This window comes from Candidatus Ornithobacterium hominis, assembly GCF_951229915.1.
Lineage (GTDB): Bacteria > Bacteroidota > Bacteroidia > Flavobacteriales > Weeksellaceae > Ornithobacterium > Ornithobacterium hominis.
Genome location: NZ_OX579588.1, coordinates 1,873,760 through 1,896,856, shown reverse-complemented (window position 1 = coordinate 1,896,856; position 23,097 = coordinate 1,873,760). Strand labels below are relative to the sequence as shown.

At 34.3% G+C, this 23,097-nt stretch carries 26 protein-coding genes and 1 pseudogene; all 27 read left to right on the top strand.

Going from position 1 to position 23,097, the window contains the following annotated elements; all coding sequences use genetic code 11:
• The first annotated feature begins 8 nt into the window (after positions 1 to 8).
• The 27 genes and pseudogenes from QOX03_RS08925 (at position 9) to QOX03_RS08795 (ending at position 23,087) form a co-directional block, all read left to right on the top strand.
• Positions 9 to 356, top strand: coding sequence for a hypothetical protein (locus QOX03_RS08925; RefSeq protein ID WP_283670863.1), 348 nt, complete (start codon positions 9 to 11; stop codon positions 354 to 356).
• Positions 357 to 607: 251 nt separating this feature from the next.
• Entirely contained in the window at positions 608 to 1,066 is a 459-nt protein-coding gene (locus QOX03_RS08920; RefSeq protein WP_283670862.1) for a hypothetical protein, read from the top strand.
• A gap of 127 nt (positions 1,067 to 1,193) precedes the next feature.
• Positions 1,194 to 2,132: an RHS repeat-associated core domain-containing protein gene (locus QOX03_RS08915; RefSeq protein WP_283670861.1), complete on the top strand. Its 939-nt coding sequence runs from the start codon at positions 1,194 to 1,196 to the stop codon at positions 2,130 to 2,132.
• A gap of 6 nt (positions 2,133 to 2,138) precedes the next feature.
• The gene (locus tag QOX03_RS08910) at positions 2,139 to 2,492 is read left to right on the top strand and encodes a hypothetical protein (protein ID WP_119059917.1); all 354 of its coding nucleotides are present in this window, start codon (positions 2,139 to 2,141) and stop codon (positions 2,490 to 2,492) included.
• A gap of 226 nt (positions 2,493 to 2,718) precedes the next feature.
• Positions 2,719 to 3,912 carry an RHS repeat domain-containing protein gene (locus QOX03_RS08905; protein ID WP_283670860.1) on the top strand — a complete coding sequence of 398 codons (1,194 nt, stop codon included), beginning with the start codon at positions 2,719 to 2,721 and terminating at the stop codon, positions 3,910 to 3,912.
• A complete protein-coding gene (locus QOX03_RS08900) occupies positions 3,909 to 4,466 on the top strand; it encodes a hypothetical protein (protein ID WP_283670859.1) in 558 nt (185 codons plus the stop codon). The genes QOX03_RS08905 and QOX03_RS08900 overlap by 4 nt, the downstream gene beginning before the upstream one ends.
• A gap of 214 nt (positions 4,467 to 4,680) precedes the next feature.
• Positions 4,681 to 5,667, top strand: coding sequence for an RHS repeat domain-containing protein (locus QOX03_RS08895; RefSeq protein WP_283670858.1), 987 nt, complete (start codon positions 4,681 to 4,683; stop codon positions 5,665 to 5,667).
• A gap of 5 nt (positions 5,668 to 5,672) precedes the next feature.
• Positions 5,673 to 6,143: a hypothetical protein gene (locus QOX03_RS08890; protein WP_133298045.1), complete on the top strand. Its 471-nt coding sequence runs from the start codon at positions 5,673 to 5,675 to the stop codon at positions 6,141 to 6,143.
• A gap of 112 nt (positions 6,144 to 6,255) precedes the next feature.
• The gene (locus tag QOX03_RS08885) at positions 6,256 to 8,388 is read left to right on the top strand and encodes an RHS repeat domain-containing protein (RefSeq protein WP_283670857.1); all 2,133 of its coding nucleotides are present in this window, start codon (positions 6,256 to 6,258) and stop codon (positions 8,386 to 8,388) included.
• Between the two features lie 6 nt (positions 8,389 to 8,394).
• A complete protein-coding gene (locus tag QOX03_RS08880) occupies positions 8,395 to 8,916 on the top strand; it encodes a hypothetical protein (protein WP_283670856.1) in 522 nt (173 codons plus the stop codon).
• 213 nt (positions 8,917 to 9,129) lie between these two features.
• Positions 9,130 to 10,632: an RHS repeat-associated core domain-containing protein gene (locus QOX03_RS08875; RefSeq protein WP_283670855.1), complete on the top strand. Its 1,503-nt coding sequence runs from the start codon at positions 9,130 to 9,132 to the stop codon at positions 10,630 to 10,632.
• 62 nt (positions 10,633 to 10,694) lie between these two features.
• Positions 10,695 to 11,126, top strand: coding sequence for a hypothetical protein (locus tag QOX03_RS08870; protein ID WP_283670854.1), 432 nt, complete (start codon positions 10,695 to 10,697; stop codon positions 11,124 to 11,126).
• Between the two features lie 39 nt (positions 11,127 to 11,165).
• Positions 11,166 to 13,406 (top strand): RHS repeat domain-containing protein, encoded by a 2,241-nt coding sequence (locus QOX03_RS08865; protein WP_283670853.1) that lies wholly within the window; start codon positions 11,166 to 11,168, stop codon positions 13,404 to 13,406.
• The gene (locus tag QOX03_RS08860) at positions 13,396 to 13,890 is read left to right on the top strand and encodes a hypothetical protein (protein ID WP_283670851.1); all 495 of its coding nucleotides are present in this window, start codon (positions 13,396 to 13,398) and stop codon (positions 13,888 to 13,890) included. The genes QOX03_RS08865 and QOX03_RS08860 overlap by 11 nt, the downstream gene beginning before the upstream one ends.
• Positions 13,891 to 14,000: 110 nt before the next feature.
• Positions 14,001 to 15,077: pseudogene (locus tag QOX03_RS08855) on the top strand (RHS repeat-associated core domain-containing protein); the annotation flags it as partial.
• Positions 15,074 to 15,529, top strand: coding sequence for a hypothetical protein (locus QOX03_RS08850; RefSeq protein ID WP_283670849.1), 456 nt, complete (start codon positions 15,074 to 15,076; stop codon positions 15,527 to 15,529). The pseudogene QOX03_RS08855 and the gene QOX03_RS08850, both read left to right, overlap by 4 nt.
• Positions 15,530 to 15,602: 73 nt before the next feature.
• Complete coding sequence (locus tag QOX03_RS08845; RefSeq protein WP_283670848.1) at positions 15,603 to 16,646, top strand: RHS repeat-associated core domain-containing protein; 1,044 nt, start codon at positions 15,603 to 15,605, stop codon at positions 16,644 to 16,646.
• Between the two features lie 5 nt (positions 16,647 to 16,651).
• Positions 16,652 to 17,104 (top strand): hypothetical protein, encoded by a 453-nt coding sequence (locus tag QOX03_RS08840; protein WP_283670840.1) that lies wholly within the window; start codon positions 16,652 to 16,654, stop codon positions 17,102 to 17,104.
• An 88-nt stretch (positions 17,105 to 17,192) separates the two neighbouring features.
• Positions 17,193 to 17,525, top strand: coding sequence for a hypothetical protein (locus QOX03_RS08835; protein WP_283670847.1), 333 nt, complete (start codon positions 17,193 to 17,195; stop codon positions 17,523 to 17,525).
• 2 nt (positions 17,526 to 17,527) lie between these two features.
• Positions 17,528 to 18,004, top strand: coding sequence for a hypothetical protein (locus QOX03_RS08830; protein ID WP_283670846.1), 477 nt, complete (start codon positions 17,528 to 17,530; stop codon positions 18,002 to 18,004).
• A gap of 175 nt (positions 18,005 to 18,179) precedes the next feature.
• Positions 18,180 to 19,187: an RHS repeat domain-containing protein gene (locus QOX03_RS08825; RefSeq protein ID WP_283670845.1), complete on the top strand. Its 1,008-nt coding sequence runs from the start codon at positions 18,180 to 18,182 to the stop codon at positions 19,185 to 19,187.
• A 10-nt stretch (positions 19,188 to 19,197) separates the two neighbouring features.
• On the top strand, positions 19,198 to 19,620 hold the full coding sequence (locus QOX03_RS08820; protein WP_283670844.1) for a hypothetical protein: 423 nt from the start codon (positions 19,198 to 19,200) through the stop codon (positions 19,618 to 19,620).
• A 128-nt stretch (positions 19,621 to 19,748) separates the two neighbouring features.
• Entirely contained in the window at positions 19,749 to 20,642 is an 894-nt protein-coding gene (locus QOX03_RS08815) for an RHS repeat-associated core domain-containing protein (RefSeq protein WP_434800605.1), read from the top strand.
• Positions 20,643 to 20,654: 12 nt separating this feature from the next.
• Positions 20,655 to 21,158 (top strand): hypothetical protein, encoded by a 504-nt coding sequence (locus QOX03_RS08810; RefSeq protein WP_283670842.1) that lies wholly within the window; start codon positions 20,655 to 20,657, stop codon positions 21,156 to 21,158.
• Positions 21,159 to 21,263: 105 nt separating this feature from the next.
• Complete coding sequence (locus QOX03_RS08805) at positions 21,264 to 22,223, top strand: RHS repeat-associated core domain-containing protein (protein WP_283671763.1); 960 nt, start codon at positions 21,264 to 21,266, stop codon at positions 22,221 to 22,223.
• Between the two features lie 5 nt (positions 22,224 to 22,228).
• Positions 22,229 to 22,681, top strand: a complete 453-nt coding sequence (locus QOX03_RS08800) for a hypothetical protein (protein WP_283670840.1) — start codon at positions 22,229 to 22,231, stop codon at positions 22,679 to 22,681.
• A gap of 88 nt (positions 22,682 to 22,769) precedes the next feature.
• Positions 22,770 to 23,087, top strand: coding sequence for a hypothetical protein (locus tag QOX03_RS08795; protein WP_283670838.1), 318 nt, complete (start codon positions 22,770 to 22,772; stop codon positions 23,085 to 23,087).
• Positions 23,088 to 23,097 lie beyond the last annotated feature (10 nt).

Here is a 23,097-nt window from a genome sequence, read left to right as displayed (position 1 = left end):
TTATGTTTGTGGGAATATATTTATTTTCATACTACTTATCTGTTACAGATACAAAAGATGTAGGGCTTAAAGGTTATGTTTTAGATGAAAAAACTAAAAAACCTATTCCAGATGCTATGATAATAATAATAAATGAACGATATGAAGATAATAATGGAAATACAAATTATGATGAATATTTAGGAAGAGATACTATAAAACTTTATTCTAATAATAAAGGATATTATTCAACAATCATAGGAAAAGCTGCTTTTATATCATTATATTTCAAAAAAGAAGGCTATGTTCAAAAGAAAATTGAAGGAGAATATCCAGCCAAACAAATGAACTATAAAGTGTATTTAAAAAAAAAGTAGTTTTGATAATATTTAAATATCTTTCCTTCCAAACAATTTACTACCTCTCCTACGGAGCAAACTTTCCGTCTCGATGGAAAGTTTACTGGGACGGGACGAAAAATGATTATCTTTGGATTGAATTATAAGAAATTTTCAAATGATGGGACATACATCTATAATAATCAAGGAAATGTAAATATATCATCAGGAAAATGAAAAAGTTAGTATTATTATTTAGTTTATTATCGCTGTGTAATTCATGTTTTTTTATGCATAAAGGAACATGGGGAAACGGAATGTGCAGACCGAAGCGTCCGAATTTTAAACTGCTCAAAACGCCATTTAAAGAAACGGATAAACTTGTATTTGATAAGACTTATTTGGGAAAGTCGATTACTTCTTTTGCTCTTAAGTTTTACTCGGATGGGAGACTAATCTTCTTTACCTCTCAAGATGGTTTCACGATAAAGCCAAGCGATACCTTTAATAAAAGCTGGGGAAACGCTCCTAATATTGGCTATTGGCGAGTAGAAGACAATAAAATCAAGGTAGAATATTTTTTATGTGGTGATAGTGGTTTTTATAAAAGAGGGCAGGGAGAAATAAAAGGAGATACTATTTTTTTTGAACGAGATTGTAGGACAAGACCATTCAAGCAAAAAATATGTTATGATAAATATATTTTATCCAATATGAATTTCGATAATGTTCCAGATGTGTTGTTTTAATTATAAATAATATATAACTATCTGATAAACAGAACTAACATAATAATATAAAAACAGAGAAAAAGATCTTTAGGAAAATATAAAATCAGGGTATGGCTTCATAGATAATGGAATAATAGAGAAAAATTTGTATTTTTACCATCCTGACCACTTGGGGTCAAGCAGTTACATTACAGATAGGGAAGGACGGATAACCCAGCATACAGAGTATATTGCGTTTGGAGAGGTGCTCTTTGAGGAACACAGCACAAGCAAGACCATGCCGTATTTGTTCAATGGGAAGGAGCTGGACACTGAGACGGGGCTTTACTACTACGGAGCGAGATACTATGACCCGAGAGTATCGCTGTGGCTGAATGTTGACCCTTTAGCCGAAGAATTTCCAGAGTGGAGCCCATACAGTTACGGCTTTAATAACCCATTGCGATTTACCGACCCGACAGGTATGGCACCCGAAGACATTATCATACGTGGTAAGAATAATTCGAGTGTAACCATTAAAACGGATTTAGTAGATATATCTGTAAATGCAGGTTCTGTTGTAGGAGATTTAGGAGGAAATTATACTTTACAGGGAGATGATGTTTTAGTAGCGGCTTTAGATATTGTTGGTATAGTAGATCCAACAGGGGTGGCAGATATAGCAGCGGCAACATTAGAAGCTGAGCAAGGAAATTGGGGAAGTGCTATATTAAGCGCCGCAGGAGTGGTACCAATAGTTGGTGACATTGGTAAAGTAGGTAAAGTAGGAAAGCACCTCAAAACTATTGAGAAAGCTATTGATGGTGCGAAAGCTAAAAATCTTGCAGAAGCAGCTGAAAAAGGAATACCTAAAAGTCAATTAGGACCAAGTGGTAAGCCTAAAATACATACTGTAAGTAAACCTAATCTAAAACAAGCTAAAGATGCTGCGAGGAATAATCCAAAATCAAATACAAGCCCTGTCAAACATTCAAGTGATAAAGGACAAAAAACTCATTATCACTCAACCAAAGATGGTAAAAAGATGACAGGCAAGGACAATGTACATTATGAGAATCGTTCATCAAAAAGAAATCCTAATTAATAAACAATGAAGAGAAAAAAATATAGTAATTTTTGGTTGGCATTTGTAAATCTGAAAGCAAAAGATGGATTTGTTTTTAATGATTTAATTGATTTCGATGGTTTGCCAGATAACATTGATTACAGCGGAGCTTGGGCTAATATTATCGTGAAAGCAAACAACATCAATGATGCTCTTAAAATTGTACCTTTAGGTTTAGACGAGTTATATTTTGATGTTGTGTTTATTGATAAGATTGAAAACATTGGCTCTTTAATAGAATATAAAGAGATAACAGATGATGTGAGAGCCGAAGTAGATTGGCTTTCAAAAAGTGAGTATGTTTTTAAAATAAGCGACAAACTTTTTCCTTACAAGTAAGAACTAAAGTTAAAAACAAAGCCACTCATTGAGTGGCTTTGTTGTTATAAAATACCTTGTAATTTAGTTTGTTTTATAAACGCATCGAGGAGGGCGAAAACGTGTTGTTTATCGTTCTCTTTTAGTTTTTGTATGTCGAGAACACGGTTTACAATGCTTTTTTCCAAAAGAATATCGGTAGAGCCTACCAAGTAATCCAAAGAAACTTCGAGAGCTTCGGCAAGTTGTGTGGCAATCTCAATGGACAGAACAGCCTTACCCGAGTCTTGGATGGCAGAATATCCGCCAAGACCAAGAACCGCCCGAAGGCTGGCCGAGACCACCGAAGTTCAATGAGCCGGGAGATGTGCCAGGTCCGCCTGTACAGTATGGAGACCCGATTACTCCGCAGACGGTAAAAGCAGGGTATGGCTTCATAGATAATGGAATAATAGAGAAAAATTTGTATTTTTACCACCCAGACCATCTGGGGTCAAGCAGTTATATTACGGATATAGAGGGAAGAATAACCCAACATACGGAGTATATTGCCTTTGGAGAGGTGTTGTTTGAAGAGCATTCTACAAGCAGGACTATGCCGTATTTGTTTAATGGGAAGGAGCTGGATACAGAGACTGGATTATATTACTACGGAGCGAGATACTATGATGCAAAAACAAGCATTTTCTTGAATGTAGACCCGCTGGCAGAGAAATATCCACATACATCGCCTTATACATATGTAAACAACAATCCGATAATGTTGGTAGACCCTGATGGAAGAGATATAATAGGTGTTACAAGAAAAGATGCTCAAAACTTTCAACAAGATATTTATAGAGTATTAAAGGATAAGAAGTTTGAAGGAGTAAGAGCTTTAATAAGTATTAAAGGAAGTAAATTTAATAAAATAGATGTATCAGCACTTACCAAAGCATTAGAAAATATATCCGTTAATACAGATGAAAAAGCTTATATTGATATGGTAGCTAACACAATAAATTCAAAAGAAATACATAAAGTGGAATATTTAAGTGGAGATTTTACATCAGCTGAAGGAGCTACTGCTTTTAGAGATCATATGAATAAAGCTCAAGAAGGGATAGGAGATATGTTACTAACTCCTGATGGTAATTTTAGTTCAACATTTATTGATAGCCAAGGAGGTGGATTAAATGTGCCTACAAAAGATGGTTCTCATTCATTCATTAGTGCTATTCATAAAGATGATGATAGAGCTATTACATCGGGACACGAATTATTTGGACACGGAATACCATCTGCAAAGAAAATGAATGATAAAACAAATAATTCTAATGCTATTAGAACAGATAATTTAATTAGAAGATTATTAGGAAAGCCTGAGCGAGATGGCAGCGATCACGCTGGATACAATCAAGGACATATTATAGAACCAAACGAATTACCTATGACCAAATGAGAACAAAAGTATATATATGTATAATACTATTTTACTCTTTTATAGAGCATAATGCCCAAACAATTTGGGAGAAAAAGATAGACTCATTAGCCTTAATAAGTAGAGATAAATCAGATAAAGTATTAAAACAATTTGATGAATTTAATACTTCTAAAATTTTATATTCATTAGAAGACAAGTACTACTATTTGATAATACAAGACATACCCTATAATAAGGAATATTATATTGAGTTAGATGATATGGGGAATATAAAAAAAGTTCACCCTATGATATTAATTAATATTAAAAATAGAAAACAGCAGAAACAATATTCTAAATTACTATCAGAAGCAGGAAATATATTTGACTCAAATAAATATCATAAAGGTTTTATAACAAAAATATCTGATGCAAAACTGATATTAGGAATACCCTCATATTTTGTATTTAAAGATAGGGATGATAAAAGATATGGAGAGTATCGATTACCTTCTATTACATTACCATTGCCAATAAATTCAAATCTTTGGGCATATCTAATTAGGAGATTATCAGATGAAATCAAACAATAAGGGTAATGTTCCAAATATATTTTTTGTTATTAAAAACTTCACAATAAAATAATTAGAAAACCGTAAACGAGAGGACACCGAACCTTCACCAAAGGGACACCGAAGGAAGAAAGTAGATGGTAAATTATCAAATCCTCAAAAGAATAGCAGTTCTTTAAGAAAAATGTAAAAAGCAGGGTATGGCTTCATAGATAATGGAATAATAGAGAAAAATTTGTATTTTTACCACCCAGACCACTTGGGAAGTTCTTCGTATATTACAGACCGAGAAGGAAGAATAACCCAGCATACAGAGTATATTGCGTTTGGAGAGGTGTTGTTTGAAGAACACAGCACGAGCAAAACTATGCCGTATTTGTTTAATGGGAAGGAGCTGGATACAGAGACGGGATTGTATTACTATGGGGCAAGATATTATGATGCAAAAACAAGTATTTTCTTAAATGTGGATCCTATGGCGGAGAAGACTATGACACCATATGCATATACGAATAATAATCCAATAATGCTTATTGACCCTACGGGGATGGTGGGTGAAAGAGCAGACCATATAGATGTTAGGAAAAATAAAGATGGAAGTTATACTGTTGTAGGAGGAGTTGCAAATACTGATAAAAATGTTTATGTTGTTGATGAAAAAGGACAAAGAACAGGACAAATATTAGGTCAAATGCTTACAGAATATTCTTTCCATTATGATGACGGTAGCGCTGTTACAGGTTCAAATATCAATCTAAATGACCAGTCAGGACAGAATTTCTTTAATAACGAAATCAAAAATATTGGATTGTTTGATTATATGGGTAACGCTCAAGGTGGCGAACCTCTTGACTTTAAAACTAATAATATACCCAAAGAACTAACATTAGAACAAGAAAGTCAATATCATTATCGAGGAATGTCGTTTGAAGGTAAAATAGCATCGGCAAGGGATATTGGTAATTATTCAGCAGGTTATGTAGCTGGAAAGCACGGTCAAAGTTGGGGAGCTTCTAGAATAGCTTTTGATGCACTTGAAACTAAACAAAATTATAAAACTTGGAATGTGTTTAAGTGGAGAAGTTGGAAAACAGAAGGACAACCAACTCAACAAGCGGAGCGAGCTGGTCATAATGCAGGCTATCCGATTTATAAACAACGACAGTTTGAAAAACAATGGCAAAAAGCAACTAATCCGTGGCCAATAGGACCGAAATACTAAAAGTTATGAAAAAGATATTTATGATATTAGTATTGGGCTTTGTGTTTCTCTTTCTCTTAGTAATGAATAGTTGTAAATCTGATGGTATGAGGTCTTTTTATTGTCTTTCTGGAAACAAGTGTGTTACTGTTTTGAAATCTGACAATGAAAATATATACATCATATATGGTATGTATAAAAATAGAGAAAAGCCATCTGATAACTATATTAAGATGTCAAACAACAGATACAGTAATATACATATGATATTGTCAAAAGATGGTAAGCTTCTTATTGATATTGACAAAAATGCGACAATTGTTAAACAATCTTCTAATGGCTTAATAGAACTTTATAAAGAAAATAAAGTTTTGAATGATAGTTTGTATACTTATTTTGATGGCAAATATAATAGGTATAAAAAAGAAGTTGACTTTATAAGTATCAATATTCAAGAAAACTATGCTACAGATAAGGATGGTAAAAAAATAGAGTAGGTAATGTTCCAGAAGTGTTGTTTTCATTATTAAAAATTCACAACTCCCTATGGACTGAGTAAAATAAAAGAATAGGAGTTCATTGAAAGCATAAAAATAGGAGCGCAGTGCATTGCGTGAGGGATGGCAGCGAATACCCCACAGCCGTAGTTGTGGGGTTTTAGCATGGCTCACGGCGAGGAGTAATAGCGTACAGCCCGACCCGACGAAGCAGGAACAGCCTTGGCGAGGGGCACGCCCAAAGAAAAAACAAAGAGGCGTGGGAAGTTTCCTTATCCAGAACAACCGTTATGCGTATGATTTGGTAGGGAATATCCTCAAGGTGGAGAACCAGCTTCCAATTATCCGCAATGCACTGGGCGGGGCTTCCAGCTATGAATATCAGTATGATAATCTCAACCGGCTGACCCTCGCCAAAGGAAACTACACCGGAGAGCTCACCAGCGCCAGCTATGAGCTGAAAATGAGTTATAATAATCTTAACTCCATCACAAAGAAAGAGTTAAACCACCTCTCCGGCGGGGTGCAGAAGGGCTATACGCTGGACTACAGCTACAACAACCCTTCCCACCCTCACGCCCCGAGTGAAATCATGGAGATGGGCAAGCCTAAAGCCCGAACTTACCAGTACGACGGCAACGGAAACCCTCTCTATTACGAGGAATATAAGAGCTTCCGCGCTATGGTTTGGGATGAGGAGAACAGGCTGAGAGGCATTAACGATAATGGAAAACTGCATCTCTACACTTACGACCATACGGGCGAGAGAGCGTTGAAAAGCAGCGGAGAGAGCAGTACGGTAGTGACCAACGGGCTGACATCGGCAGTCATTACCCATATGGACGACTATACCGCCTATGTGAATCCTTATTTCGTGGTGCAGAAAGGCAGATTTACCAAGCATTATTTTGAGGGAAGTAGCAGGATAGTGAGCAAGCTGGGCGAAGGAACCTTTGTACATAAAAACACGGGCATCATGGCTGGAGGAATAGACTACATCCGTCAGAGTGCCCAAATGCAGGAGGCAAGGGACAATTATATTCGTGGACTGAAAGTCCCGCCTGGTCCGCCGACACAGCATGGCATCTACGCCAGCCCTGAATGGACAGGCCAGCCTTACCCGAGCCTTGGATGGCAGAATATCCGCCAAGACCAAGAACCACCCGAAGGCTGGCCAAGACCACCGAAGTTTAATGAGCCGGGAGATGTCCCAGGGCCGCCTGTGCAGTACGGAGACCCGATTACTCCCCAGACGGTAAAAGCAGGGTATGGCTTTGTTCCAAATGGAATAAGAGAAAAGAATTTGTATTTTTACCACCCAGACCATTTGGGAAGTTCTTCGTATATTACAGACCGAGAAGGAAGAATAACCCAGCACACGGAGTATATAGCGTTTGGAGAAGTATTGTTTGAAGAGCATTCTACAAGCAAGGCCATGCCATATCTGTTCAATGGGAAGGAGCTGGATACGGAGACGGGGCTTTACTACTACGGAGCGAGATACTATGACCCTAAGACAAGTATATTCTTGAATGTGGATCCATTGGCAGAGAAGACTATGACACCGTATGCGTATACGAATAACAATCCGATAAACCTGATAGACCCGACGGGGATGGAAGCGGAAGCAAAAAATATTGATGCACCTATTTATGATACTGATGGAAATTTTTTAGGAACAGATGATAAAGGTCTGCAAGGTAAAGCAATAATAATGGATAAAAAAGATTTTAAACAAAATATGTCACACCAAGAAGCTTTATCTAAAAGCAAAGGTTATATCGGATTAAGAACAGAAGCAGCGAAAAAGAAATTTAATATTCATTACGATAATCTTCCTAATAGACCTGATTATGATGGATTTCTAACAAAAGAAGAAGCTGATAATTGGTGGCTTAAGAAAACTGGAGAACCTTTGTTTGTTGATCAGAAAAAAATAGTATTAACGGAAGTAACTACCAAAAGTTTTGACAATAAAAAGGGGCAATCCTTCTATAAAAATTTTATTTGGGGATTAAGCAACACAGGTAAGGTATATGGGACTTTAAAACTAACTCTCTTAGATGAACAAAATGGAATAGTCCATATTGGAGGAACCACATATATGGATATATATGATTATGAAATGGATGGAAGACCTCTTAGGGACTTTGCAACTTGGGCTGGAAGACCAGGTGGTGAAAATGATGGTAAAAAATTTTTAATCTATGGATATGGAAGCGCAAAAGTTCCTGTAAGAAAATAAATATTTATGAAAAAAGTAACTTTTATATTTATATTATTAATGGGTATATTAGGAGGAATTATTTACTATAATGAAAAAACATATAGCCCACTAAAAGCAACTGATTTTCAGAAATTATTTCCTAATTATAGAGGAAATGTTGATAAAATATATGATAAGGATTTTATTGGGTTTAGTTTTCATAATGAATTATTTGAGTTGTATTTATATAAAATGATGGAAAATGTTTCTATAAATGAAAATTATCCAAAATTTGAAGAATGGGAGAAAAATGAAATTATAAATAAAAAAGAAAATAGTTCTACTTGGAAAAAATGTCCTATGGATATTAAAGAAAGAGAAAAATTTAAGGATATAATTAATTCAGATGTATTTAAAGAAGATATGTATGGTAAAAATTTTAACGCTATATTGAATGACTCTAATAATTATTATACATATGTATATATCAATGAATTAGAGTACTATTTATTCCTTTTCAATAAAGATAAAGAAGAATTGTATTATATAAGAAAAAAAGGCTGGTAATGGGTAATATTCCAGAAGTGTTGTTTTCATTATTAAGAATTCACAATAAAATCATAAAATAATTAGAAAACCATAAACGATAGGACACCGAACCTTCACCGAAGGATTACCGAAGGGACACCGAAGGGAGAGAGTAGAATGTAAATTATCAAATCCATAAAAAGAGAAACAGATCTTTAAGAAAAATATAAAAATGAGGCAGTTATCACCCATATGGACGACTATACCGCCTATGTAAACCCTTATTTCGTGGTGCAGAAAGGGAAATTTACCAAGCATTATTTTGATGGTTCGGCAAGGATAGTGAGCAAGCTGGGTGAAGGAACTTTTCATCATCCAAACAGGGGGATTTCAGCGGGAGGAATAGACTATATCCGCCAGAGTGCCCAAATGCAGGAGGCAAGGGACAATTATATTCGTGGACTGAAAATCCCGCCTGGTCCGCCGACACAGCACGGTATCTATGCCAGCCCTGAATGGACAGAACAGCCTTACCCGAGCCTTGGATGGCAGAATATCCGCCAAGACCAAGAACCGCCCGAAGGCTGGCCAAGGCCACCGAAGTTCAATGAGCCGGGAGATGTGCCAGGTCCTCCTGTGCAGTATGGAGACCCGATTACGCCACAGACCGTGAAAGCAGGGTATGGCTTCATAGATAATGGAATAAAAGAAAAGAATTTGTATTTTTACCACCCAGACCACTTGGGAAGTTCTTCGTATATTACAGACCGAGAGGGAAGAATAACCCAGCATACGGAATACATAGCGTTTGGAGAGGTGCTCTTTGAAGAACACAGCACAAGCAGGACCATGCCGTATTTGTTTAATGGGAAGGAGCTGGACAGTGAGACCAATCTGACTTATTTTGGGGCAAGGTATCTGGATATGAAAACCAGCCTGTGGCTCAATACTGACCCACTCAGTGGTTATAATCCTATACAAGAGACTGAGCACTATATAGACGGACAGCATAATAATGGGGTGTTTAATCCAATGAACCTCAATACTTATGGATATACTTATCAAAACCCTGTTATTTACATAGACCCGAACGGGAAGCAATCTAAATTTTGGACTAGGTTTTGGGGAGGGGCTCAAATGTTAGGAGGGGCTGTAGAAGTAGTTGGTTCAGGTGTTGGAGAGTATTTTTCAGGTGGAACAGCAACACCTTTGATGGTTCCACTATTCTTAAATGGAGTAGATAATTTTCAAGCTGGAGCTAGACAACTATGGACAGGAGAAACTACGAACACTTTATTACATACAGGAACTAAAGCTGGTGCAGAGGCTTTAGGTGCAAGTGAGCAAAACGCAGAAAGAATTGCTACAGCCGTAGATATTTCTACAATATTTTTGGGAGGAACGAATGGTATTAAGAATATAAAAAATATCTTTAATACAAAAACTCTAACCAATTTTGAAGAAATTGCAGCTAAAGGAGGAATCGCAAATGCTACTTTTGGTAAAAATAGGAATACTATTGCTGGATGGAAAGTAGTAAGAGAAGGAGGCAGTGAAAAAGCTATGAAGGTATATAAAAGTTTATTAAAATCAGGATATAAATCAGAAGAATTAAGTAGTGGAGGATATAAATTAATAAAAGGAGAGGAGCAAATTATTTTTAGAAGTTCTAATTCTGGAAGCTACAAAAATCTTGATACATTTACTAAAAAAATTAATGGGAAACAAATAGATGTATATTTTAAAGAAAAGTAAGTATGTGTTTTTTTTATAAAGAAGAATTCGTGACCTCAGTTACAGAACCTATAATAACAAATATGTTATTAAATATCTATGGATTAGATATTGATGGAGAAACAAATTTATGCAATGCTAATGTCTTATATTTTGATTATCCAAATATAGACTTCTTGAAAGGCATTTTTTTAGCTTTTTTAGAAAATTTAAATAGCGATTATATCTTTCTAACAAGAGGGACTAATATAAGTGAAAATACATCTTATTTGAAATTTAAAAGAAAAAGTTTTATCAAATTTGTTACTAAAGAAAAAGACTATATCTCTTCTTTAGGTTATAAAGAGAATATAGAAACTTATTATCTTATAGGTTTGACAATTTTTGACGAGACACTTGATTGGATAATTCACAAAAATGCAGATATTGGAATAATAAGTTTTTCTTATCAATCGGTTGATATAAAGGGAATAGAACTTTTGATTAATAGTGAATGGAGATATATAGAAGAATAGAAGTTCATTGAAAGCATAAAAATAGGAGCACAAAGGAGGTTGCGTGAGGGATGGCAGCGGATACCCCACAGCCGTAGTTGTGGGGTTTTAGCATGGCTCACGGCGAGGAGTAATAGCGTACAGCCCGACCCGACGAAGCAGGAACAGCCTTGGCGAGGGGCACGCCCAAAGAAAAAACAAAGAGGCGTGGGAAGTTTCCTTATCCAGAACAACCGTTATGCGTATGATTTGGTAGGGAACATTCTCAAGGTGGAGAACCAGCTTCCGATTATCCGCAATGCACTGGGCGGGGCTTCCAGCTATGAATATCAGTATGATAATCTCAACCGGCTGACCCTCGCCAAAGGAAACTACACCGGAGAGCTCACCAGCGCCAGCTATGAGCTGAAAATGAGTTATAATAATCTTAACTCCATCACAAAGAAAGAGTTAAACCACCTCTCCGGCGGGGTGCAGAAGGGCTATACGCTGGACTACAGCTACAACAACCCTTCCCACCCTCACGCCCCGAGTGAAATCATGGAGATGGGCAAACCTAAAGCCCGAACTTACCAATATGACGGCAACGGAAACCCTCTCTATTACGAGGAATCTAAGAGCTTCCGCGCTATGGTCTGGGACGAGGAAAATAGGCTGAGAGGCATAAACGATAATGGAAAACTGCATCTCTACACTTACGACCATACGGGAGAAAGAGCTGTGAAAAGCAGTGGGGAGAGCAGTACGGTGGTGACCAACGGGCTGACATCGGCCGTCATCACCCATATGGACGACTATACCGCCTATGTGAACCCTTATTTCGTGGTGCAGAAAGGCAGATTCACCAAGCATTATTTTGAGGGAAGCAGCAGGATAGTGAGCAAGCTGGGCGAGGGGACTTTTGTGCATAAAAACACGGGCATCATGGCGGGAGGAATAGACTACATCCGCCAGAGTGCCCAAATGCAGGAAGCAAGGGACAACTACATAAGAGGACTAAAAGTCCCCCCAGGTCCGCCGACACAGCACGGCATCTACGCCAGCCCAGAATGGACAGAACAGCCTTACCCGAGCGTTAATTGGCAGAATATCCGCCAAGACCAAGAACCGCCCGAAGGCTGGCCAAGGCCACCGAAGTTCAATGAGCCGGGAGATGTGCCAGGGCCTCCTGTGCAATATGGAGACCCGATTACTCCCCAGACGGTAAAAGCAGGGTATGGCTTCATAGATAATGGAATAATAGAGAAAAATTTGTATTTTTACCACCCAGACCACTTGGGAAGTTCTTCGTATATTACGGATAGAGAGGGAAGAATAACCCAGCACACGGAGTATATAGCGTTTGGAGAAGTGTTGTTTGAGGAACACAGCACAAGCAGGACCATGCCGTATTTGTTTAACGGCAAAGAGTTGGATACGGAGACGGGATTGTATTACTACGGTGCGAGATACTATGACCCGAGAGTATCGCTGTGGCTGAATGTAGACCCTATGATGCTGAGAGACGAAGCTATGGATGATGAAGATTCTTCTAATGGTGGAGTCTTTAATCCAATGAACAATGCTGTTTATGCATTTAGTTACCAAAATCCTGTAAAATATGTAGACCCTGATGGAGGGTGTCCCAACTGTATAACAGCTGCTGGTGGAGCCTTAGTAGGAGGATTTATTGGAGGAGTAGTAGAAGCTGGGATGCAGTTTTATAAAGATGGCAAAATAACCGATTGGAAAGCCATAGGAGGAAGTGCAGCACAAGGAGCTATAACAGGTGCAGCAGCAGGATTTACAGGTGGAGCCAGTTTAGCAGTAACAGCTGGAGTAGCAGGTGGAGCAAATGTTGTAGGGGGAGTAGCTAATAGAGCCATACAAGGAAAGAAAACTACTGCAACTGATGTAGTAATAGATGCAACAGTAGGAGCTGCTTTTGGGGCTGCTGGAAAATATTTGGGTAATATTAAAGACAGTAAAAAACTTTTTAATTCTATGACTGCTACATCTAAAAATGGTATGTCTTCAATAGGTAGAGCATTACAAAAACATTCAGGAAGAGAAGGAAGTGTTTTTGAAGGTGTAAAATATTCTGGGAAAACAGCTACAAAAGATGGATTAAATATTGTAAAGGATATTCTAAAATCTAAAAAACAATTAATAGATATAGAAAAAAATGGAACAAAAACTATCTATGATAAAATCACAGGTAGAGGAATAAATATAAGTAGAGAAGGAAAATTTGGCGGGTTTAGAGAATTACCACAAAGAAATGCAGATAATATAAAAAAAGTAATTAAAAATGATAAATAATAATAACATAGAAATTCATAAAGCTATAAAAGAAGCAATAAATAAAATGGATAACAAGGTATTTATTAATATTTGTGCCTATAATTTATCAAGTATTGATTGGAAGAATTTAATAGAATTTTTTAATCATACATATAAGATAAACTTTAAAGAGTATATTACTTATAAAACTAATAACTTTATAGAGTATGATAAATTATTAGATTTTTGGAATAATAAAACAGATAATGGATATATGGCAATCATTAAGTTAAACAATATTTCTATTAACTGTTATTTCAATAGTATGGAGAATTTAGAGCTAGACATTCTTTATAATGAGATTCTAAAAAACAATAATTTAGAATTAATTTTAAATTTTATCTCTACAATATCAACAATCATAAATAAGCCTGTTTATATGGAAGAGGAAAATTACAATATAGAAAATAAATTAGTAGAATTTTATAAAAATAAAATATTACTTATTGGTAACAATAAATAATAGATAATACCTCAAAAACCCACCCTCTCCCTAAAAATTTTTAGGGAGAGGTTTTTAAATTTACTAAAAAAGTAATACACTCGCAGAGATAACAAACAAAAAGAGAAAATAATTTGTATTTTTACCACCCAGACCACTTGGGAAGTTCTTCGTATATTACAGACCGAGAGGGAAGGATAACCCAGCACACGGAGTATATTGCCTTTGGAGAAGTGCTCTTTGAAGAACACAGCACAAGCAAGACCATGCCGTATCTATTCAATGGGAAGGAGTTGGATACAGAAACAGGATTGTATTACTACGGTGCGAGATATTATGACCCGAGAGTAAGTCTGTGGCTGAATGTAGACCCTATGATGCTGAGAGACGAAGCTATGGATGATGAAGATTCTTCTAATGGTGGAGTCTTTAATCCAATGAACAATGCTGTTTATACATTTAGTTACCAAAATCCTGTAAAATATGTAGACCCAGATGGAGAGTGCCCCAACTGTATAACAGCTGCTGGAGGAGCCTTAGTAGGAGGATTTATTGGAGGAGGAGTAGAAGCTGGGATGCAGTTTTATAAAAATGGTAAAATAACTAGTTGGAAAGCCATAGGAGGAAGTGCGGCACAAGGAGCTATAACAGGTGCAGTAGCAGGATTTACAGGTGGAGCCAGTTTAGCAGTAACAGCTGGAGTAGCAGGTGGAGCAAATGTTGTAGGGGGAGTAGCTAATAGAGCCATACAAGGAAAGAAAACTACTGCAACTGATGTAGTAGTAGATGCAACAGTAGGAGCTATTTTTGGGGCAGGTGGAAAAGTACTTGGAGATATTGTAAAAAAGAGTACTAATAATTTAACCAACTCAGCAAAAGGTTTTTCTGTAGCTCAAAGTAAGTATGACTATTTTTTTGGAAGAGTAACTACAGGAAAACAACATAATATAAATAGATCTGCTCAAAATTTAAAAGATTTGTCCACATTAGGAATCAAAAATGAAAAACAACTCACAAATATTTTTTCAAAGGCTTTCGAAAAAGGAACTGTTATTTCGACAAAAACAAATGAATATGGCACAACTATAACAAAAAGTATAGAAGTAAGTAATAAGGGCGCTATTAATGTTGGTTTTTTCTATAAAGGAGGAAATTTAAATAACAAACCAACTATATCTACAATAATTCCAAAAATTTATAATAAATGATAATAGAAAAAATTTCTAAGCAACAATATGACAAGTTAGATTTTCCAATTTTATTTGAAAGTATAGAAGATAGATCTTTTGCCATTCTTTCAAACGAAAAGTATAGTTATAAATTAGGTTGGCGAAGCACAGAAATAGATCCTACAATAGAAGAAATAAACGATTCTATTTATGCCATAGGAATAGATTTAATATTTATAATTTTAGATTTTCATACAGGGAAAATCTTGCAAAATATTTTTTTAGAGAGTTTTTTCTACGATATAAAAATACATAATAAGAAGATATATATTATTACAGAGTTAGAATTATATAAAATATCCAATATAGATTATCAAGTTATAAATATATATCAATTACCAGATATCTTTGAGGATATTTATTTCGAATATGATAAAATAAAAGTTAAATGTATGGATCTAAATTGGATAGATTTAAATATGCCGCAATAATCCAAAATATATTGTTTTTATACTAAAAAAATAATACATCTCGCAGAGATAATAAACAAAAAGAGAAAAGAATTTGTATTTTTACCACCCAGACCATCTGGGGTCAAGCAGTTACATTACGGATAGAGAGGGAAGGATAACCCAGCATACAGAGTATATTGCGTTTGGAGAAGTGCTCTTTGAGGAACACAGCACAAGCAAGACCATGCCGTATCTGTTTAATGGGAAGGAGCTGGACAGTGAGACCAATCTGACTTATTTTGGTGCGAGATATCTGGATATGAAAACCAGCCTTTGGCTCAATACTGACCCACTCAGTGGTTATAATCCTATACAAGAGACTGAGCACTATATAGACGGACAGCATAATAATGGGGTGTTTAATCCAATGAACCTCAATACTTATGGATATACTTATCAAAACCCTGTTATTTACATAGACCCGAACGGGAAGCAATCTAAATTTTGGACTAGGTTTTGGGGAGGGGCTCAAATGTTAGGAGGGGCTGTAGAAGTAGTTGGTTCAGGTGTTGGAGAGTATTTTTCAGGTGGGACAGCAACACCTTTGATGGTTCCACTATTCTTAAATGGAGTAGATAATTTTCAAGCTGGATCAAGACAACTATGGACAGGAGAAACTACGAACACATTATTACATACAGGAACTAAAGCTGGTGCAGAGGCTTTAGGTGCAAGTGAGCAAAACGCAGAAAGAATTGCTACAGCTGTAGATATTTCTACAATATTTTTGGGAGGAGGAAGTCTTTTTAAAACAGTAAAAGCATTGAAAGCTCCTTCTAATGCATCTCGAGTTGCAGAAATAGCAAAAGCAAATAATATATATTCAACTCAGAAATCAGTAGTAAAAACAATAGTTGATAAATATTATAAAGCGATGAAAAATGGAACATATAAAAGTAAAGGAGGGGCGGGGTTTATACATAATGGAAAAATTATATTAACAGATGGTAATCATAGAATGAATGCTGCTTTAAAATATGCCGATGAGACAGGAAATTCAAAATATGTAGAAGATATAATAGATAAAGGCCATTTTCAAAAAGCAAATCCTTCTAATTATGGATATAAAACATATCAACTACCAACTTCAAATTAAACAAGATGATATATATACAATTCTTAACCTCAATAGAATCCCTTTCTGATAAACTCAAGCTTTATCAAGAAAGAAAAAGAGTTGTTATTATTAATATAATAACAAAAGATATAAAAACAAAAACATTAATAGATTACGCCGAAAAAAAACAAATACCAAAATATAAAGCGGTAGAGTACCTATTTGTATATAACATAATTATTGATTTATTGGAAATTAACGATATTATTATAATAGGGCTTATAGGAATGGATAAATGCAATATCTATAATCTAATTGTAGAATTGAATAAGCTAGTTTTTAATAATAAACAAATTATACTGATATATAATTCCTCTATGGTGATTAAGGAAGGAATCGTTAATGCTAGTTCAATTGTAAATGAAAAAATATTTGATGAATTATTATGTATCTATGAGAACTATAATATTTCAACTATAGGAAAAATTAAATTATAAGAAAGAATTAATTTTGGAGGAATAGAACAAAACGCAGAAAGAATTGCTACAGCTGTAGATATCTCTACAATATTTTTGGGAGGAACGAATGGAACTAGAATATAACACTACATGTAACCAATATAAATGTACAACAAATTATACAGTTGATGATAGAGGATTTGTTGATCCTAATTCTATATTATCTAATTTATTAGATAATGATGATAATTATGGTCCTAATAATGAGCTAGGTGGTACTCCTTATGATTATCAGCCTGTAAAATGGTCTGAGACCTATAAGAATCCAGGATATAAAACAGATAATGATGGAAGACCTATAAAAATACCAGATAAAGCCTCTATAGGAAAAGGAGCCCCGAATAAAAATAATTATTCATCATCATCTATTCCCATACAATCTGACTATTTAAATAAATAATTATGAAGAATATAATTAGTATAATTGTGATTTATATAGGATTGTTCTTAATAGATAAAAGAGCTAGTTCTTACGGGAATGGGGTTATTCATCTATATAAACATTTAAAATATCACATAAGCCTAACTAAAATCAATCATAATTATTTCCTATATGGTGATTTGGGGTATATTATGCCTCAAGAATATTATGATGGATTGTATATTGAAAATATTGTAGGATATGAAGAGAGTAAGGATGAATTGAAAATTTATATTTCTACTAATAATGATTTAAAAAGTCTTTCTTTTTATAGTGAAAAAATGGTAATGGATAAAAATCCAATTATAAGAAAAGAAAATACTCTCCCTAATATTAATTTCAATAATATACCTTATGTATATTATTATTGGAAAATAATTTTTATAATAGGAGTTTTAATTAGTATTATATTAGGTATAAATCTATTATATAGATGTATCATAAAGTTTTTTAGGTAAAAACAATAACTCATTTCTCCTCCTCTTTGATAATGTTCCAGATGTGTTGTTTTTATTATAAATAAGATATAACTATCTGATAAACATAATAAATACAAAACAGAGAAAAAGATCTTTAAGAAAATCATAAAAAGCAGGATATGGCTTCATAGATAATGGAATAATAGAGAAAAATTTGTATTTTTACCACCCAGACCATTTGGGAAGTTCTTCGTATATTACAGACCGAGAGGGAAGAATAACCCAGCACACGGAGTATATTGCCTTTGGAGAAGTGCTCTTTGAGGAACATTCTACAAGCAAGACCATGCCGTATTTGTTTAATGGGAAGGAGTTGGACAGTGAGACCAATCTGACTTATTTTGGGGCGAGATATCTGGATATGAAAACCAGCCTGTGGCTCAATACTGACCCGCTGGCAGAGAAGTATCCAGAAACATCACCATATACCTATACACTGAATAACCCAATTAGGTTTATTGACCCTGATGGAAGGGAAAGTACAAGTACTCATATTGATCAAGACGGAAAAGTAATCGCTGTTTTTAATGATGGAGATAATGGAGTTTATCAGCATAGTAAGAATGCTGATGGAGGAACAGTTACAGAATATCAATTAAGTAAAAGAGTTCAAAAATATGGAACATCAAGTGGAGGTATAAAAGTAGGAGAAACAGAGTACTGGGATGAATTTGTTAATCCAGAAGATAGAAGTACTATGACTGATTATATAATACAAGTTGGTAAATCTTTTAATCCCATAATTGAAAATATGCATAAAAAAGCTAAAGATATGGATCTAAAAGAGATAGCATCAAAATCAGCAGGAGGACAGTTATTTGATATTAAAGTTCCATATAGAAATGTAGGAGCCCTCCTGAATGGTAAATATGCTACATCCCGTTCTGCGGGTAATTTCCTAGCTGGTTATAATGCACAAGGAGGGACCTTGTTTGGTTTGAGTATTTCTTTTGAAACATTCCAAAAACTAGCAGGAGCATTACATATTGAGGAAAGTAATGGAAAAAAATTAAGTTTTTGGCAAAAAGTAGATATAGTTACACAAGGAACATATAGAAGTTCTGACATAAGTAAATTTAAAGCCCCAACATGGGGAGAGGTTAATTACCAGTATAGAATGAGTAAAGCTGGTTGGCAATTTGGTGAAAAGAAAAAAAAATAATCATTATATTATGAAAATATCAAAAATATTATTACTTATCATAATAATTTTTAGTAATTGTAATAAGGAAAGTGAAATAAATAATAGAAAAGAAAAAAAAATAGAATTATCAAAAGGAAATAATATATATATATATGCTAGGTTTTGGGGAATAACAGGAGACCATCAAGAAATTATTTTTTCTGAAAAACCTATTAAGTTACCTCCAGATAAAGAAAGAAATTATATTTTCTATAGAGATGAAATATTCTATAAATTAAAAAATGATGATACTCTTATAATTTACGCTCCCAAAAGTGGTAAAAGTATACCTAAAATACCATTTAAGAATATAAAAGTTATTCTAAAAGATTTAAAAACATTTGATGATATAAAAGAAATTAGTATGAATTATCAAAAATATAATTTAGAAAAAATAAGTGTAAGAGAGTAATATATTCCAGAAATGCTGTTTTCATTATTAAAAATTCACAACTCCCTATGGACTGAGTAAAATAAAAGAATAGAAGTTCATTGAAAGCATAAAAATAGGAGCACACGGAGTATATTGCCTTTGGAGAAGTGCTCTTTGAGGAACATAGCACAAGCAGAACCATGCCGTATCTGTTTAATGGGAAGGAGCTGGATACAGAGACGGGATTGTATTACTATGGGGCAAGATATTATGATGCAAAAACAAGTATTTTCTTAAATGTGGATCCTATGGCGGAGAAGACTATGACACCATATGCATATACGAATAATAATCCAATAATGCTTATTGACCCTACGGGGATGGTGGGTGAAAGAGCAGACCATATAGATGTTAGGAAAAATAAAGATGGAAGTTATACTGTTGTAGGAGGAGTTGCAAATACTGATAAAAATGTTTATGTTGTTGATGAAAAAGGACAAAGAACAGGACAAATATTAGGTCAAATGCTTACAGAATACTCATTCCATGATGAAAGAGGAAATACAGTAAAAGGAACTGTAATTAACCTTAAAGATAAATCTGGGCAAAATTTTATAGATAATGAAATTAAGAATATAGGATTTGTAGATTACATCAATAATGCAAAAGGAGGAGAACCTCTTGACTTTAAAGTGAGAGGAATGTCTAATGGTATAAAAGATAATGAAAGGAAACAATATGTTTATAGAGGAATGTTATTAGACGGAAAAATAGCCTCTGCACGAGATATAGGAAATTATGCTGCTGGGTATGTTGCAGGAGTTTATGGTATGAGTTGGGATGTGGCTCGCTTTGGATTTGATGCTTTAGAAACAAAACAAACAAAGGGGGCTTTTGAAACTTTCATGTTATATCCTATTAATAGAGTAGCAGAGGGACAGCCTACACAAAGAGCAGAAAGAGCAGGACATAGTGTTGGTTTCTCAATTTTCCAGAAACAACAATTTCAAAGAAAATGGAAAGAAGCAACAAGACTTTATCCAGTGGGACCTAAATGGTAAAAAATAAGTATTATGATATTTTTAGTAATTTTTATAGCTCTATTTTTAATGATAATTTTTAGAAAAAATACTAAGAAAGTAATTGGAATATTAATATTAATTATAGGGATTACTGGGGGAACATGTTACTTTTCTGGAAATGGAGTAAAGTCATATTATTGTTTACCACAAAACAATTGTATTACAGTATGGAAAAGAAGTAACGGAGATATATACATAATATATGGGAAATATAAGAGTAAAGAAATACCTAAAAATAATTATATTGCTGCCCGAAATATAGATTTTGTTGATGTGATATTCATTGATCAAAATAAGATAATAGTCTCTATAGAAGAAAAAAATATAATAAAAAAATCATATGATAACTTATTAGAAGTATATGATGAAAAAAAGAATGATAGTTTGACTTATTTTGATGAACATCATACACGATATAAAAAGGGAGTTAATTATATTAGTTTATATATTAAGGAAAATTATGCTACCGATAAAAATGGTAAAAAAATAGAGTAGGTAATGTTCCATAAATGTTGTTTTCATTATCAAAAATTCACAACTCCCTATGGATTGAATAAAATAGAAGTTCATTGAAAGCATAAAAAGGAGCACACGGAGTATATTGCCTTTGGAGAAGTGCTCTTTGAGGAACACAGCACAAGCAAGACCATGCCGTATTTGTTTAATGGGAAGGAGCTGGATACAGAAACAGGATTGTACTACTATGGAGCGAGATATCTGGATATGAAAACAAGTCTCTGGCTAAACACTGACCCACTCAGTGGCTATAATCCTACCTTTGAGCACGAGCACTATATAGACGGACAACACAACAGTGGTGTATTCAACCCTATGAACCTCAATACTTATGGATATACTTATCAAAACCCTGTTATTTACATAGACCCGAACGGGAAGCAATCTAAATTTTGGACTAGGTTTTGGGGAGGGGCTCAAATGTTAGGAGGGGCTGTAGAAGTAGTTGGTTCAGGTGTTGGAGAGTATTTTTCAGGTGGGACAGCAACACCTTTGATGGTTCCACTATTCTTAAATGGAGTAGATAATTTTCAAGCTGGATCAAGACAACTATGGACAGGAGAAACTACGAACACATTATTACATACAGGAACTAAAGCTGGTGCAGAGGCTTTAGGTGCAAGTGAGCAAAACGCAGAAAGAATTGCTACAGCTGTAGATATTTCTACAATATTTTTGGGAGGAGGAAGTCTTTTTAAAACAGTAAAAGCATTGAAAGCTCCTTCTAATGCATCTCGAGTTGCAGAAATAGCAAAAGCAAATAATATATATTCAACTCAGAAATCAGTAGTAAAAACAATAGTTGATAAATATTATAAAGCGATGAAAAATGGAACATATAAAAGTAAAGGAGGGGCGGGGTTTATACATAATGGAAAAATTATATTAACAGATGGTAATCATAGAATGAATGCTGCTTTAAAATATGCCGATGAGACAGGAAATTCAAAATATGTAGAAGATATAATAGATAAAGGCCATTTTCAAAAAGCAAATCCTTCTAATTATGGATATAAAACATATCAACTACCAACTTCAAATTAAACAAGATGATATATATACAATTCTTAACCTCAATAGAATCCCTTTCTGATAAACTCAAGCTTTATCAAGAAAGAAAAAGAGTTGTTATTATTAATATAATAACAAAAGATATAAAAACAAAAACATTAATAGATTACGCCGAAAAAAAACAAATACCAAAATATAAAGCGGTAGAGTACCTATTTGTATATAACATAATTATTGATTTATTGGAAATTAACGATATTATTATAATAGGGCTTATAGGAATGGATAAATGCAATATCTATAATCTAATTGTAGAATTGAATAAGCTAGTTTTTAATAATAAACAAATTATACTGATATATAATTCCTCTATGGTGATTAAGGAAGGAATCGTTAATGCTAGTTCAATTGTAAATGAAAAAATATTTGATGAATTATTATGTATCTATGAGAACTATAATATTTCAACTATAGGAAAAATTAAATTATAAGAAAGAATTAATTTTGGAGGAATAGAACAAAACGCAGAAAGAATTGCTACAGCTGTAGATATCTCTACAATATTTTTGGGAGGAACGAATGGAACTAGAATATAACACTACATGTAACCAATATAAATGTACAACAAATTATACAGTTGATGATAGAGGATTTGTTGATCCTAATTCTATATTATCTAATTTATTAGATAATGATGATAATTATGGTCCTAATAATGAGCTAGGTGGTACTCCTTATGATTATCAGCCTGTAAAATGGTCTGAGACCTATAAGAATCCAGGATATAAAACAGATAAGAATGGAAAACCTATGTCAATACCTGATAAGGCTACGAAAGGAAACAAAGATTCAAATTCGTCTTCTTATGGTAATTACTATTATAACTCTTCTAGATAAATAATGAATT